General features: G+C 70.9%; 14 protein-coding genes. 9 read left to right on the plus strand and 5 right to left on the minus strand.

Annotated elements, in window-relative coordinates:
* Positions 1 to 79: 79 nt before the first annotated feature.
* Genes QO011_RS31820 through QO011_RS31830 form a run of 3 tightly spaced genes read left to right on the plus strand, consistent with a single transcriptional unit; the run spans position 80 to position 2001 of the window.
* Positions 80 to 391, plus strand: a complete 312-nt coding sequence (locus QO011_RS31820; RefSeq protein ID WP_307281910.1) for a MocE family 2Fe-2S type ferredoxin — start codon at positions 80 to 82, stop codon at positions 389 to 391.
* A gap of 4 nt (positions 392 to 395) precedes the next feature.
* On the plus strand, positions 396 to 1178 hold the full coding sequence (locus tag QO011_RS31825; protein WP_307281518.1) for a TIM barrel protein: 783 nt from the start codon (positions 396 to 398) through the stop codon (positions 1176 to 1178).
* Positions 1179 to 1194: 16 nt separating this feature from the next.
* Positions 1195 to 2001, plus strand: coding sequence for a 3-methyl-2-oxobutanoate hydroxymethyltransferase (locus QO011_RS31830; protein WP_370882040.1), 807 nt, complete (start codon positions 1195 to 1197; stop codon positions 1999 to 2001).
* A 691-nt stretch (positions 2002 to 2692) separates the two neighbouring features.
* Here the strand turns inward: QO011_RS31830 and QO011_RS31835 are convergent.
* Complete coding sequence (locus QO011_RS31835) at positions 2693 to 3571, minus strand: LysR family transcriptional regulator (RefSeq protein WP_307281524.1); 879 nt, start codon at positions 3569 to 3571, stop codon at positions 2693 to 2695.
* Between the two features lie 89 nt (positions 3572 to 3660).
* On the opposite strand from QO011_RS31835, the gene QO011_RS31840 reads away from it, so the two are divergent.
* Complete coding sequence (locus tag QO011_RS31840) at positions 3661 to 4977, plus strand: MFS transporter (protein WP_370882038.1); 1317 nt, start codon at positions 3661 to 3663, stop codon at positions 4975 to 4977.
* A gap of 46 nt (positions 4978 to 5023) precedes the next feature.
* On the opposite strand, the gene QO011_RS31845 is transcribed toward QO011_RS31840, so the two are convergent.
* From QO011_RS31845 to QO011_RS31860, 4 genes are all read right to left on the minus strand, one after another.
* Positions 5024 to 6505 carry a DHA2 family efflux MFS transporter permease subunit gene (locus QO011_RS31845; protein WP_307281529.1) on the minus strand — a complete coding sequence of 494 codons (1482 nt, stop codon included), beginning with the start codon at positions 6503 to 6505 and terminating at the stop codon, positions 5024 to 5026.
* A gap of 8 nt (positions 6506 to 6513) precedes the next feature.
* Positions 6514 to 6843: a hypothetical protein gene (locus tag QO011_RS31850; RefSeq protein ID WP_307281531.1), complete on the minus strand. Its 330-nt coding sequence runs from the start codon at positions 6841 to 6843 to the stop codon at positions 6514 to 6516.
* A 157-nt stretch (positions 6844 to 7000) separates the two neighbouring features.
* Entirely contained in the window at positions 7001 to 7564 is a 564-nt protein-coding gene (locus tag QO011_RS31855; RefSeq protein ID WP_307281534.1) for an isochorismatase family protein, read from the minus strand.
* A 48-nt stretch (positions 7565 to 7612) separates the two neighbouring features.
* Entirely contained in the window at positions 7613 to 8065 is a 453-nt protein-coding gene (locus QO011_RS31860) for a MarR family winged helix-turn-helix transcriptional regulator (RefSeq protein ID WP_307281537.1), read from the minus strand.
* A 187-nt stretch (positions 8066 to 8252) separates the two neighbouring features.
* Here QO011_RS31860 and QO011_RS31865 point away from each other — a divergent pair, with 187 nt between their 5' ends.
* From QO011_RS31865 to pbfA, 5 genes are read left to right on the plus strand one after another with little or no spacing between them, the layout of a single operon-like run.
* The gene (locus tag QO011_RS31865) at positions 8253 to 9278 is read left to right on the plus strand and encodes a 2-aminoethylphosphonate ABC transporter substrate-binding protein (RefSeq protein WP_307281539.1); all 1026 of its coding nucleotides are present in this window, start codon (positions 8253 to 8255) and stop codon (positions 9276 to 9278) included.
* Positions 9278 to 10444: an ABC transporter ATP-binding protein gene (locus QO011_RS31870; RefSeq protein ID WP_307281541.1), complete on the plus strand. Its 1167-nt coding sequence runs from the start codon at positions 9278 to 9280 to the stop codon at positions 10442 to 10444. The genes QO011_RS31865 and QO011_RS31870 overlap by 1 nt, the downstream gene beginning before the upstream one ends.
* Positions 10431 to 11321, plus strand: a complete 891-nt coding sequence (locus QO011_RS31875; protein ID WP_307281544.1) for a 2-aminoethylphosphonate ABC transporter permease subunit — start codon at positions 10431 to 10433, stop codon at positions 11319 to 11321. The genes QO011_RS31870 and QO011_RS31875 overlap by 14 nt, the downstream gene beginning before the upstream one ends.
* Complete coding sequence (locus QO011_RS31880) at positions 11305 to 12102, plus strand: ABC transporter permease subunit (RefSeq protein ID WP_307281545.1); 798 nt, start codon at positions 11305 to 11307, stop codon at positions 12100 to 12102. The genes QO011_RS31875 and QO011_RS31880 overlap by 17 nt, the downstream gene beginning before the upstream one ends.
* Before the next feature lie 32 nt (positions 12103 to 12134).
* Positions 12135 to 13490, plus strand: coding sequence for a (R)-1-hydroxy-2-aminoethylphosphonate ammonia-lyase (gene pbfA / locus QO011_RS31885; RefSeq protein WP_307281549.1), 1356 nt, complete (start codon positions 12135 to 12137; stop codon positions 13488 to 13490).
* Positions 13491 to 13513: the final 23 nt, after the last annotated feature.

Below are 13513 nucleotides of genomic sequence, written 5' to 3' on the forward strand. Positions count from 1 at the left end.
CTCGAACGCCGGGACCTGGCTGGGCCGGGCCCTCCTCCCCCGGTCCAGCCCTTTCAAAGACCCCGGAGAAAGCGTGACAATGGGCACCTGGATCGACGCCTGCGCCACCGACGACATCGAGACGGAGGACGTGATCCGCTTCGTCCACGGCGGACGGATCTACGCGATCGTCCGCAGCCCGGACGACGAATTCTTCTGCACCGACGGGGTCTGCACGCACGAGCAGGTCGACCTCACCGATGGACTGGTGATGGACCACGTGATCGAATGCCCCAAGCACAATGGCCAGTTCGACTACCGCACCGGCCGGGCCCTGCGCGCACCCGTCTGCATCAACTTGAAGACCTATCCGACGCGGATCGAGAACGGCCGCGTCCTCATCGAGATCTGATCCCATGTCACAAGACTTCGCCCTCGCCGCCTGCGCCGAGATGCTCTGGCAGGACCGCCCGATGGACTGGCGCCTCAGGCGCCTGACCGAGATGGGCTTTGCCTGCGGCATCTGGAGCTGGACCGCGCACGACCTCGGCATGCTGGAGCGCTCGGGGGCGGCCTTCTCCTCGATGACCGGCTATATCTCGGGCCGCCTCGCCGACGAGGCCGGCGCCGCCGAGCTCATCGCCACCGCCCGGCAGTCGATCGAGGTCGGCAAGCGGCTGAACGTCGCGCGCCTCAACCTGCACGGCACCGGGCTCGGCGAAGGCGGCCTGCCGGTCACGCCCTGCGAGACCGTCACCGGCGCCATGTGGCTCAAGGCCCGCGACACGCTGAATCGCATCGCCGACCTCGCCGACGAGCACGGCGTCACCTTCATGATCGAGAACCTGAACCTGCCGGTCGACCATCCCGGCGTGCCCTTCGCCCGGATCGAGGACACGCTGGCGCTGGTCTCCGCGGTCGACCGCCCGGGCCTCCGGCTCAATCTCGACCTCTATCACGTGCAGATCGGCGAGGGGAACCTGATCGCATGGTGCCGGCGCTGCCTGCCCTTCATCGGCGAGATCCAGGTGGCCGACGTGCCCGGGCGCCAGGAGCCGGGCACGGGCGAGATCAACTATGCCGGCGTCGCCCGCGCGCTCGATGCCATGGGCTATCGCGGCCCGGTCTGCCTGGAGGCCTTCGCCTCGGGCGAGCCGGAGGCGGCGCTCGAAGCCTTCCGGGCCGCCTTCACGCTCTGAGGAGAAAGACATGACGATGCGAGACGGCCGCCCGAGCGTGGCCGACATCAGGGCGATGAAAGCGGCCGGGCAGAAGCTCTCGATGCTCTACGTCACCACGCCCGACGAAGCGGCGGCGGCCGCCGCGGCCGGCATCGACATGCTGTCGATCGAGGGCCGCTTCTTCGATGCGGCGATGCGCGAAGCGGCGGGCCGCTGCTTCGTGCAGGTCGGCCTGCCCTACGGGCCCCATGGCGCGCTCGTCACCGCGGAGGACTATCTCAGGGCGGCCTTCGCCTTCATGCGCCTCGGCGGCGACTGCTTCTATTGCGCGGCCTCGCTGGAGATCCAGAAGGCGCTCTGCGACAATGCCGTGCCGGTGGTGGCGCATGTCGGCCTGATCCCGTCGCAATGCACCTGGACGGGTGGGTTCAAGGCGGTCGGCAAGACCGCCGGCAGCGCCAAGGCGGTCTGGGACCACGTCAAGCGGCTGGAGGCCATCGGCTGCTTCGGCGCCGAGCTGGAAGTGGTGCCCGACCGCGTCGCCGAGGTCATCGCCCGCAGCACGCCGCTGATCATGCTCGGCATGGGCGCGGGTGCGGGGGCCGACGCGCAATATCTCTTCGCCGAGGACGTGCTCGGCTACACCCCGGGCCACAAGCCGCGCCACGCCAAGACCTATCGCGACTTCGCCGCCGAATACCGGCGCCTGCAGCAGGAACGGATCGGGGCGTTCCGCGAGTTCATCGCCGATGTCCGTACCGGCGCCTATCCCGAGCCGTGCCATGCGGTGCCGATCGCCGATGCCGAGCTCGAGGGCTTTCTGGCGGCGATCGGGCGGTAGCGGCGACGATCGGGATCGTCCAGGCTCGGCCATAGTGGAACGGTTGCGGAAAGGAGCTGATAGAGCCGCCTCACCCGCAACCGTCATGGGCGGGCTTGACCCGCCCATCCACGCGAACACCGACGGCGCCTGAAGGAGTTTCCTGTCGCGGAGACCATGCCACCGATGGCGTTCGCGTGGATGGCCGGATCGAGCCCGGCCATGACGGAACGGTGGCGGAAAGGAATGATAGGTCGGCACCACCCTCGACCGTCATGGGCGGGCTTGACCCGCCCATCCACGCGAACGCGACGCCATTCCATTGTGGCGCATCGCGGACTCGCTGCCTTTCGCCGCATCGACGGTGGTCGCGTGGATGGCCGGGGCAAGCCCCATAGGCGCTAAGATAAGGCCTACCGGAAGGCAAATATCGCGTTGTGCGTGACGCGCCTTTAGAAGATTTGCGCGACGCTTGTGCCTTCCCTCCCCCTTGTGGGGAGGGATAAAGGGTGGGGGTCGTAGACATCGGTCTCGACATATCCTGATGGACCCCCACCCCTACCCCCTCCCCACAAGGGGGAGGGGATTGATCGACGTCGCGCCCAACTGGCCCACTGCTTTTTTAACTTAGCGCATATGGGGGCAAGCCCGGCCATGACGAACCCGTGGCGGAAGGATTGCAAAGCAGTCCCGCCGCAATCGCCCCCATCCCTCACGCCCCCGCCCACGCGATAAAATTGCGGACCAGCACCGAGCGCTCGCCGCGCCGGCTGGCGAGCGAGAGCTGCGCCATCGGCGCCTCGCCCGCGATCGGGCGGTAGGCGACGCCGATGACCTGGAGCTGGCGCATCGAGGCCGGGACGAGCGAGACGCCGAGCTCGGCCGCCACCAGGTTGACCACCGAGCTCATCTGCGGCGCCGCCTGGCCGAGGATCGGCTCGAAGCCGGCCCGGCGGCAGGCGGCGATCACCGTGTCGTAGAGGGTCGGCCCGACCGCGCGGGGCGTCAGGATGAACGCGTCCTCCCGGAGCAGCGCCAAGTCGACGGCCCCTCGTGCCGCCGCGGGATGGCCGGCCGGCAGCGCCGCCAGCATCGGCTCCTCCGGCAGGTGGCGCAGCTGCAGATCCTCGCCCGCCACCGCGCGCGAGCGCAGGAACACCGCGTCGACCGCGCCCTCGCGCAGCGCCGCGACCAGGCGGGTGGTGTTGGCCTCCTCCAGCGTCAGCTCGACCTCGGGAAAAGCGCGGCGAAAGGCGCGGATCGCCGCGGTGACCACCGGGTTGAACGGGGCCGAGCCGGTGAAGCCGACCCGGAGCGCCCCGGTCTCGCCGCGCCCCGCCCGCCGCGCCGCGAGGAGGGCCTGCTCGGCCTGCAGGGGCAGCGGGCGCGCGGCTTCCAGGAAGGCGCGGCCGGCTTCGGTCAGCTCGGCCCCATGCGGCACGCGGTGGAACAGCGGCGCGCCGACCTCGGCCTCGAGGTCGCGGATCTGCTGGCTGAGCGGCGGCTGGCCGATGCCGACGCGGGCGGCGGCGCGGGTAAAATTCTGCTCCTCCGCCACGGCGAGGAAATAGCGGATGTGACGCAGCTCCATGCCGGTATCGCCAAAAGCTATCACAAAAGCCTGCGCCATATATTGGACTGGCAGGCCCCGCGGCGTCAAATAAGCCTCGTCTGCGAGAGGTGAGAGCGATGGATGCGCGCCAGGGCCATGGACTGACCGCCGAGTTCCTCGGCAGCGTCGGCGAGGACGGGGCCCCGGCACGGCCCGCCTGGACCGAGCGCGGCACGCCGGCCTATCGCCGCATCAGCGCCGCCCTGTTCCTGGCGGGCTTCGCCACCTTCTCGCTGCTCTACTGCGTGCAGCCGCTGCTGCCCGCCTTCACCGAGGATTTCGGCGTCTCGCCGGCGGAAAGCTCGCTGGCGCTGGCGCTGAGCACCGGCCTGCTGGCGCTGGCGATCCTCGCCGCCGGCGCCCTGTCGCAGGCGGTGGGCCGGCGCGGCCTGATGTTCGCCTCGCTCTGCGGCGCGGCCCTGTGCAACATCGCCGCCGGCCTCGCCCCGGGCTGGCACGGCCTGCTCATCGCCCGGGCGCTGGAAGGGCTGGCGCTCGGCGGCGTGCCGGCGGTGGCCATGGCCTATCTCGCCGAGGAGATCCATCCCCGCAGCCTCGGCCTCGCCATGGGGCTCTATGTCGCCGGCAACGCCTTCGGCGGCATGATCGGCCGCGTCGGCATCGGCGCGCTCACCGAGCTGACCTCCTGGCGCATGGCGCTGATCGTGCTCGGCGGGCTCGGCCTCGCGGCGGCGCTCGGCTTCATCGCCCTGCTGCCCGCCTCGCGCAACTTCGCGCCACGCCCCGGCTTCGACCCGAAGTACCACCTCAGGGCCTGGGGCGGTCACCTCGCCCATGGCGGCCTGCCGCTGCTGTTCCTGATCGGCTTCCTCGCCATGGGCGCCTTCGTCACGGTCTACAACTATGCCGGCTTCCGCCTGACGGCCCCGCCCTACGGGCTCGGCGAGACCGCGATCAGCCTGATCTTCACCGTCTATCTCTTCGGCATCGCCGCCTCCTCCGCCGCCGGCGCCCTGGCCGACCGGCTCGGCCGCGGCCCGGTGCTGATGGCGGGCACGCTGGTCGCTGCGGCGGGCGTGGCGCTAACGCTTGCGCACGCCCTCGCCGGGGTGATCGCCGGCATCGTGGTGCTGACCATCGGCTTCTTCATGACCCATGCGGTGGCGAGCGGCTGGGTCGGCCGCATGGCGGCAACCGCCAAGGGCCACGCCGCCTCGCTCTACCTCCTCGCCTACTATCTCGGCTCGAGCGTCATGGGCTCGGTGGGCGGCTGGTTCTGGAGCGGCGGCGGGTGGTGGGCGGTGGCGGCGTTCGCGGGAGCGATGCTGGCCGCGGCGTTGGCGGCGGCGGTGCGGCTGAGAGGGATCGAACGGGGCGCTGAGAGGCGGACGGACCGCGTGACGGTCTCATCTAAAGAGCCATAATGCTCTTACGGTCTCGTATATAAGCCCTTAAACGGATCTCGTCGAGCTAGCGGCTGCTCTTCCCGCCCCTCCTGTGCCGGCTCACCTCCGCCCCGTCCTCCGGGCGCAGGCGGAGGAAGCCGGGAATGCCGAGGAGCGGGATCACCGCCATCATCAGGAACACCTCGTGGAAGCGCGCCGGCGTCAGCGCGGCATCGTCCCAGGTGACCACGCCGAGCAGCGTCGCCCCGATCGAGACGCCGAAGCTGACGCTGAGCTGCTGCAGCACGCCACCGAGGCTGGTGGCGCGGCTCAGGCGCTCGTCGGGCATGTCGGCATAGGACAGCGTGTTCGAGGTCATGAACTGCGCCGCCCGGGCAAGGCCGAAGACGAAGACGTAGGCCAGCACGAGGAGATGCGGCGTCTCCGGCCCGATCAGGGCGAAGCCGGCGATGATGGCCGCGCCGAACACGGCGCTCCAGGTCAGCACCCGGTCGAAGCCGAACCAGCGCAGGAGGTTGCCCGCGACCGGGCGCACCAGGAGGGCGCCGAGGCTGGCGGCGAAGGTGAGCGAGCCGGAGGCGGTGGGGGAGAGGCCGAAGCCGACCTGCAGCATCAGGGGCAGCACGAAAGGCACGCCGTTCATGCCGACGCGGCAGATGCCGCCGGCCAGCGTGCCTACGGCGAAGGAGCGCAGGCGGAACAGGCCGAGGTCGACGGCCGGCGCGGCGACGCGGCGGGCGTACCAGCCGAAGGCCAGGAGCAGCAGCACGGCGAGCCCCACCATCACGGCGGTGCCGGCGGCGGGCAGCATCGGCCGGCCGATATTCTCCAGCCCGAGCTGCAGCAGCACGACGCCGGCACCGACCATCAGGAAGCCGGGAAAGTCGAACTTCGTCGCCTTCTCGCCGCTGAAGTCGCCGACATAGCGCAGCGCCATGACGATGCCGAACAGGCCGAAGGGGATGTTGACGAAGAAGATCCAGCGCCAGGAGGCATATTCGGTGATGACGCCGCCGAGCAGCGGGCCGATCACCGGGCCGAGGATCGCCGGCATGGTGGTATAGGTCATGGCCATGACCAGGTCGCGTCGGGGAAAGCTGCGCAGCAGGATCAGGCGGCCGACCGGCGTCATCATGGCGCCGCCGAAGCCCTGGAGAGCGCGCGCGGCCAGCAGCGTGGGCAGGCCGGTGGCGAGGCCGCACAGGATCGAGCCCAGGGTGAAGATCGCCAGCGCCAGGGCGAAGATCCGGCGGGCGCCGAAGCGGTCGGCGAACCAGCCGCTGACCGGAATGAACATCGCGAGCGTCAGGACATAGGTGGTCACGGCCAGGTTCAGGCGCAGCGGCGTGGTGCCGAGGCTCAGCGCCATGTCGGGGATGGCCGTGGTGATGATGGTGGAATCGAGCTGCTCCATCAGGAAGGCGACGGCGACCACCAGCGGGATGAGCAGGCGCAGGCGCGGGTCGCGCTCGACGGCGAAGGTGCCGCCCCTGCCGTCCGGTGCCGGCAGGTCGGCCGGATCCGTTCGCATGGTGTCGTCGGGCATCGGGCGGCTCACGACCGCGGCGGCGCGTTGCCGCCGTGGAAGCGGCCGAAACCGCGCGCCGACACCAGGCCCATGAGCAGCAGCCCCAGCCCCGCGGCGGCGGCCTGGTCGGTGGCGCGGAGATCGAACGCGCCGACCCGGCAGAGCAGGACATAGGCGACGGCGAGGTTGAACACGCCCCACAGGACGTTGACCGTCGAGGAGGAAAGGCCCTCGCCCGGCGGCCTGGCGAAGGGGCTCTGGAAGGGTCGCCCCATCACGCCGCTGACGAAATGCGGCACGGCGTTGGAGAGGAAGGCGCCGCCGAAGAGGTAGGCGATGTCGTGCATCCAGTCCATGGTCGGCACCTCCACAAGGATCGCTCGCGAACAAGCGCTTCAGTCGAGACGTGAGTACCCCCTCTCCCGGTCGGGAGAGGGGTTCCGCGCTCTACTTCGATTCAATCCCTCTGCAACGGATCCCGCGCAGCGCTTCGCCTCCCAGGTTGGCGCCCGCTCACGCCCGCGTGGCGTCGAGCAGCGCCAGGACCTCCTCCGTCGTGCCGGTCTCGCCCAGCCGCGGAAAGATCCGCTCCAAGCTGTTGGCATGGGCCTCGGGGCGCATGTCGGTCATGGCGTCGACCGTCAGGGTGACGTGGAAGCCGTGCTCGTGCGCCTGGCGCGCCGTCGATTCGACGCCGATGCTGGTGGCGATGCCCGCGAGCACCACCTGCGTCACGCCGAGGCGGCCGAGGTGCTCGGCCAGGCCGGTGCCGGTGAAGGCGCCCCAGGTGCGCTTGGTCACCGCATGGTCCTCGGGCTGGCGGTCCAGCTCCGCGACGAAGTCGGTCCAGTCCGGCGCCAGGGGCCCGCCGGGGCGAGCCTGCTCCGTCCGTCCCGGCGCGCCGCCGGCGACGTTGACCAGCACCACCGGCAGGCGATGGCGCCGGAAGGCGGCCGCGAGCCTGGCGGCGCGCGTCACCACGTCGCCGGCAGGATGTGCCAGGGGAAGGGAGACGATGCCCTTCTGCAGGTCGATGACGACAAGAGCGGTCTTCGGATCGAGCGTGGTGAGCGCCATGGGGTCTCCCTCGAGGGTTGGCGTGGGGCGGCCGGGCCGGGGTCTTGGTCAGGGGTCGAAGAGACGCTGGAGCAACGGGGCGGCGGCGGCGAGGCTCTCCCGCTCGCGGAGGTCGAGGCGGGCGCGGATGGCGCGTATCAGCCAGTCCTGCCGCGCCGCGCGGCCGGCCCGAAGCCAGTCGAGGCCCGCCGGGGTGAGCGACAGCAGCACCTGGCGTCCGTCCGCCGGGTCGGGCGCGCCCTGCACCAGGCCAGCGGCCTCCAGGACCGCGACATTGGCGCCCATGGACTGCGGGCGCATGCCCTCGACCCGCGCCAGCACCGTGACCGTCGCCGGCCCCTCGCGGTCGAGCGTGGCCAGCACCGAGAGCTGCGACCAGGAGAAGTCGCCGAGATCGGTCTGCTCGCGCAGCCGCCGCTTCATCTTGCGGAAGACATGGCGCAGCTCCTCGGCCAGGGCCGAGGCTTGCGCCGCGTCGGGGTCGTCGGGTTGTTCGGTCACGGCGACGGTCTAGCAGCTATGAAGCCGAACTGCAAAGCTGAACTTCATATCTCACTGCGACGGCGCGAGCGTCATCGCTTCGTCATGCGGCGACTGTAACGACCTGTTCACCAAGAGCCCGGTCGGATCTGCATCTGGGGGGACGCTCCGACCGAAGGGCCTTGCCTGATCAATCGGGGACTCTCCCATGAAGCTCGCGACATTTGCTGCAACCGCCGTCCTCATCGGCCTTGCCGGCCCGGCCCTGGCCGCCTCCAACGTGGTGACGATCTACAGCGCCGACGGCCTGCACGACGGCACGCCCAACTGGTACGCCAACGAGTTCGATGCCTTCACCAAGGCGACGGGCATCACCGTGCAATATATCGAGGCCGGGTCCGGCGGCGTGGTCGAGCGCATCGCCAAGGAGAAGTCCAACCCGCAGGCCGACGTCCTGGTGACGCTGCCGCCCTTCATCCAGCGCGCCGCCGCCGACGGGCTGCTCGACGCCTATGCCCCGGCCGGCGCCGACCAGATCCCGGCGGCCGAGAAGGACGCGGACGGCAAGTTCGTGCCGCTGGTCAACAACTACATGAACTTCATCTACAACGCCTCGGCCCTGCCGGCGGCGCCCAAGAGCTTCGATGACCTGCTCGATCCGAAGTTCAAGTCGAAGCTGCAATATTCGACCCCCGGCCAGGCCGGCGACGGCACCGCCGTGATGATCCAGCTGATCCACGCCTTCGGCGGCAAGGACCAGGCCTTCGACTTCTTCAAGAAGCTCCAGACCAACAATGTCGGGCCCTCCGCCTCGACCGGCAAGCTCACCGCCCTGGTCAACAAGGGCGAGCTCTACGTCGCCAACGGCGACCTGCAGATGAACATGTCGCAGATGGCCGACAACCCGAACATCAAGGTGTTCTGGCCGGCCGGTCCCGACGGGACGCGCTCGACCTTCGCCCTGCCCTATTATGTCGGCCTCGTGCACGGCGCCCCCAACGGCGACAACGGCAAGAAGCTGATCGACTTCCTGCTGAGCAAGGATGCGCAGGCGACCGTGAGCTCCGTCGCCATCGGCCTGCCGGTGCGCCAGGACGTGACGCCGGCCGACGACAACTTCAAGAAGCTCAAGGCCAGCCTCGACGGCGTCACCATCTGGACGCCGGACTGGACGGCCGTGCTCAAGGACCTCAAGGCGGACGCGGCCCGCTGGCGCGAAGCCACGGGCGGCTGATGTCCGCCGCTTTCGCCATGCCCGACGGCGCGCCGTCGCCCGGTGCACCCGGCGCACCGTCACCCGGCGCCGCGCCCATCGGGCACGGCATCCGCTTCGACAAGGTGTCGGTCGCCTATCGCGGCCTCACCGTGCTCGACACGCTGACGCTCGCGATCGAGCCCGGCGAGTTCGTGGCGCTGATCGGCCCGTCCGGCTCGGGCAAGACCACGGCGCTGCGGGCCGTGGCCGGCTTCGTGCGGCCGGCCTCCGGCCGCATCCGCATCGGCGAGACCGACGTCACCGACCTGCCGCCCTATGCCCGCGGCATCGGCATGGTGGTGCAGAACTACGCCCTGTTCCCGCACATGCGGGTCAGCGACAACGTCGCCTTCGGCCTCCACGCCCAGGGCGCGCCGAAGGACATCATCGCCGGGCGGGTGCAGGAATCCCTGCGCATGGTCGGCATGCAGGCCTATCTCACCCGCTTCCCGCGCGAGCTCTCCGGCGGCCAGCAGCAGCGCGTCGCCATCGCCCGGGCGCTGGCCATCCGTCCGCGCGTGCTGCTGCTCGACGAGCCGCTCTCCGCCCTCGACGCCCAGATCCGCCGCAACATGGTGGAGGAGCTGGCCAAGCTGCACCGCGACCTCGCCGGCCTCACCGTGCTCTACGTCACGCACGACCAGACCGAAGCGCTCACTCTGGCCGACCGCGTCGCCATCATGCGCGACGGCCGGCTCTGCGCGCTCGGCACCTCCACGGATCTCTACCGGCGCCCGCCCAACCGCTTCACGGCCGAGTTCCTGGGGCGCGCCAACCTGCTGCCCGTGACCGTCCAGGCGGTGGACGGCGCCGGCCGTGCCGAGGTCCGCTTCGGCGACAGGACCTTCCTGGCCAGCGCCCATGACCGGCTCGCGGCGGGCCAGGCCTGCCATCTCTGCATCCGGCCGCACGACCTCGCCCTGGCCAACGGCAAGGACGAGCCCAATCTCCTCCACGCCGACATGGTGAGCGCGCAGTGGCAGGGCGACTCGCACAGCCTCGTCGTCGCCGCGCAGGGCCACGAGCTGCGCATGCTCTCGGCTCCCCTCGACCACCCGCCGCGCCCGGGCGAGCGGCTCGCCCTGCGCTTCCCGGCCGAGCGGGCCAGCCTGATCGCCGAGGAGGCGGGCCATGCCGGCGGATAGCGCCGCCGTCGCCGCGCCGCCGGCCGCGGCCAACGCCGCAGCGGCCTGGCGCCACGCCTGGCTCGGGCCGCCGCTGCTGGCGCTCGCGGCGATCTTCCTCTACCCGCTGGCGCTGATCGCCCGCCAGGCCTTCACCGAGGAGGGCGAAGGCACCTCCCTGCAGCCGCTGCTCTCGGTGGTGCGGTCGGGCTTCTTCACCCAGGCCGTGCTGAACACGCTAGAGATCGCCATCGCTGCGACGGCGGGATGCCTGGCGCTCGGCTTCGTCTTCGCCCTGGTGCTCTCCTTCGTGCCGTTTCCGGGCAGCCGCGTGGTCTCGCGCCTGATCGACAGCGTCATCGCCCTGCCGACCTTCCTGGTGGCGCTGGCCTTCACCTTCCTCTACGGCTCGTCCGGCCTGCTCAACGGCCTTGTCATGAGCGGGCTCCATCTGTCGACGCCGCCGGTCAACTTCCTCTATTCCGCCTGGGGCGTGATCCTGGCCGAGGTCACGGTGTACACGCCCTTCGCCATGCGCCCGCTGATCGCCGCCTTCTCGCTGCTCGACCGGGCGCAGATCGAGGTCGCCTCCAGCCTCGGGGCGCGGCCGGCGCGGATCGTCAGGCAGATCATCCTGCCCGCCGCCCTGCCGGCGCTGCTGGCGGGCGGGAGCCTCTGCCTGCTCCTGACGGTGAACGAGTTCGGCATCGTGCTGTTCATCGGCGCCAAGGGCGTCGTAACCCTGCCGCTGCTGATCTACGACAAGGCGATCCAGGAATCGGACTATTCGGCCGCCTGCGTCATCGCGCTGATCAATGTCGGGCTGTCGATCCTGCTGTTCGCCCTCTACCGCACCGTGGTCAACCGGCTGGGAGGTCGCCATGCTGGTGTGGTCTAGGGGCGGACGGGCGCTGGTCTGGTCGATCACGGGGCTCGCCTTCGCGGCGGTCTACGCCGCCCCGCTGGTCCTGATCTTCGTCGCCAGCATCGCCCGCCAGTGGAACGGCGTCGTGCCGACGGCCTTCACGCTGAGCCATTACGGCGATGCGCTCTCCGGCGACTCCGGCCGCCAGCTCTGGGCGAGCCTTGCCACCGCCGCCATGGCGAGCCTGGTGGCCCTGGCGCTGGGGACCTGGGCGGCGCTGGCGCTGCGCGCGGTGGCGGCGCCCTCGCGCCGGGTGCTCGACTTCCTGTTCTTCCTGCCGAGCGCCGTGCCCTCGGTCTCGGTCGGCCTCGGCCTTCTCGTCGCCTTCAGCCAGCCGCCGCTGCTGCTCAACGGCACCACGGCGATCGTGGTCGTCGCCCATCTCGTGCTGATCTCGGCCTTCGTCTACGGCAGCGTCTCGGCCGGGCTGGCGCGGCTGCCGGTCGACCTCGAGCCGGTGGCCGAGAGCCTCGGGGCCCGGCCGTTCTACCGGCTGCGCCGGGTGACGCTGCCGCTGCTCGCGCCCTATCTCATCGCCGCCCTCAGCCTCAGCCTGGCGCTCTCCATGGGCGAGCTCGGCGCCACCGTCATGGTCTATCCGCCGGGCTGGGTGACGCTGCCGGTCGGCATCTTCGCGCTCACCGACCGCGGCGATATTTTCCTTGCCTCCGCCCTCACCGTGATCCTGATCTTGGCGACGCTCGTCGTGCTCGTCGGCCTCTCTCTGATCCCGACCCGGGCGGCGCAGCGCTGACGGGCGCCCAAGAGGCCGAGCAGGAGACGGACATGACCGAGGCACGAGCGAGCGGCCTCTCCGCCAGCGAGGGCGACGTCAACCTGTCGCCCGACCGCGCCGCCTGGATCGAGCGGCTCGGGCCTGAGACCCGGGCGCTGCTCGACCGCGACGCCGCCGTGTTCCTGCACCAGTCGCTGTCGACGCCCTGCCTCGACGTGCTGGAGGGGGCGGAGGGCGCGACCCTCACCGATGTCGAGGGGCGGCAGATCCTCGACTTCCACGGCAACAGCGTCCACCAGGTCGGCTACGGCCATCCCAGGGTGGTCGCCGCCGTGAAGGCCGAGCTCGACCGCCTGCCCTTCTCGCCGCGCCGCTACACCAACCGCACCGCCATCGCGCTGGCCGAGCGGCTCACGGCCCTGGCTCCACCCGGCCTCGGCAAGGTGCTGTTCGCCCCGAGCGGCGCGGTGGCCATCGGCATGGCGCTGAAGCTCGCGCGTCACGCCACCGGCCGGCACAAGACGCTGTCGATGTGGGACGCCTTCCACGGCGCGACGCTCGACGCCATCTCGGTCGGCGGCGAGGCGCTGTTCCGCCGGGATGTCGGGCCGCTGCTGCCGGGCACCGAGCACGTGCCGCCGCTGCACCTCGCCCGCCGCTTCTTCGGCGAGGACGACCGCGCCCACGAGCGGCTCGCCGACTATATCGACTATGTCCTGGAGGTGCAGGGCGACGTCGCCGCCGTCATCGCCGAGCCGATGCGCTGGACCACGGTCGAGCCGGCGCCGGCCGGCTTCTGGCCGCGGGTGCGGGCGAGCTGCGACCGGCACGGCGCCCTCCTGATCTTCGACGAGGTGCCGAGCTGCCTCGGGCGCACCGGCACCATGTTCGTCACCGAGCAGACCGGCGCCGTGCCGGACATGCTGGTGATCGGCAAGGGCCTCGGCGGCGGCATCATGCCGATGGCGGCGCTGATCGCCCGCACCGACCTCGACGTGGTCCGGGAAGGCGCCCTCGGCCACTACACCCACGAGAAGAGCCCGCTCGGCGCCGCCGCGGCGCTGGCGACGCTCGACGTCATCGCCGAGGAAGGCCTGCTCGCCCGTGCCAAGGCGCTGGGGCAGGCCGGCCTGGAGCGGCTCCAGGCCATGGTGGAACGCCACCCCTGCGCCGTCGCGGCCCGCGGCCTCGGCCTCACCTGGGGCCTGACGATCGGCGGCGACAGCCCCGGCGCGGCGGAGGCGCGAGCGAGCCGCCTGCTTTACGCCTGCCTGGAGCGGGGCCTGAGCTTCAAGCTCGGCGGCGGCAACGTGGTGACGCTCTGCCCGCCGCTGACCATTGCGGAGAGCGAGCTCGACGCCGCCTTCGCCATCCTCGACGAGGCGCTTGCGGCGTCTGGAGCCTGACCATGTTCGGCGGAGCGTGGCGA

Origin of the sequence: Labrys wisconsinensis (genome assembly GCF_030814995.1) — a bacterium.
GTDB classification, from domain to species: domain Bacteria; phylum Pseudomonadota; class Alphaproteobacteria; order Rhizobiales; family Labraceae; genus Labrys; species Labrys wisconsinensis.

Excerpts from the sequence above, each read along its gene's own strand:
- QO011_RS31850 (WP_307281531.1), bottom strand. The coding sequence starts at position 6,843 with ATGGACTGGATGCACGACATCGCCTACCTCTTCGGCGGCGCCTTCCTC.
- QO011_RS31820 (WP_307281910.1), top strand. The coding sequence starts at position 80 with ATGGGCACCTGGATCGACGCCTGCGCCACCGACGACATCGAGACGGAG.
- pbfA (WP_307281549.1), top strand. The coding sequence starts at position 12,135 with ATGACCGAGGCACGAGCGAGCGGCCTCTCCGCCAGCGAGGGCGACGTC.
- QO011_RS31835 (WP_307281524.1), bottom strand. The coding sequence starts at position 3,571 with ATGGAGCTGCGTCACATCCGCTATTTCCTCGCCGTGGCGGAGGAGCAG.
- QO011_RS31825 (WP_307281518.1), top strand. The coding sequence starts at position 396 with ATGTCACAAGACTTCGCCCTCGCCGCCTGCGCCGAGATGCTCTGGCAG.
- QO011_RS31880 (WP_307281545.1), top strand. The coding sequence starts at position 11,305 with ATGCTGGTGTGGTCTAGGGGCGGACGGGCGCTGGTCTGGTCGATCACG.
- QO011_RS31865 (WP_307281539.1), top strand. The coding sequence starts at position 8,253 with ATGAAGCTCGCGACATTTGCTGCAACCGCCGTCCTCATCGGCCTTGCC.
- QO011_RS31875 (WP_307281544.1), top strand. The coding sequence starts at position 10,431 with ATGCCGGCGGATAGCGCCGCCGTCGCCGCGCCGCCGGCCGCGGCCAAC.
- QO011_RS31855 (WP_307281534.1), bottom strand. The coding sequence starts at position 7,564 with ATGGCGCTCACCACGCTCGATCCGAAGACCGCTCTTGTCGTCATCGAC.
- QO011_RS31870 (WP_307281541.1), top strand. The coding sequence starts at position 9,278 with ATGTCCGCCGCTTTCGCCATGCCCGACGGCGCGCCGTCGCCCGGTGCA.
- QO011_RS31830 (WP_370882040.1), top strand. The coding sequence starts at position 1,195 with ATGCGAGACGGCCGCCCGAGCGTGGCCGACATCAGGGCGATGAAAGCG.
- QO011_RS31845 (WP_307281529.1), bottom strand. The coding sequence starts at position 6,505 with ATGCCCGACGACACCATGCGAACGGATCCGGCCGACCTGCCGGCACCG.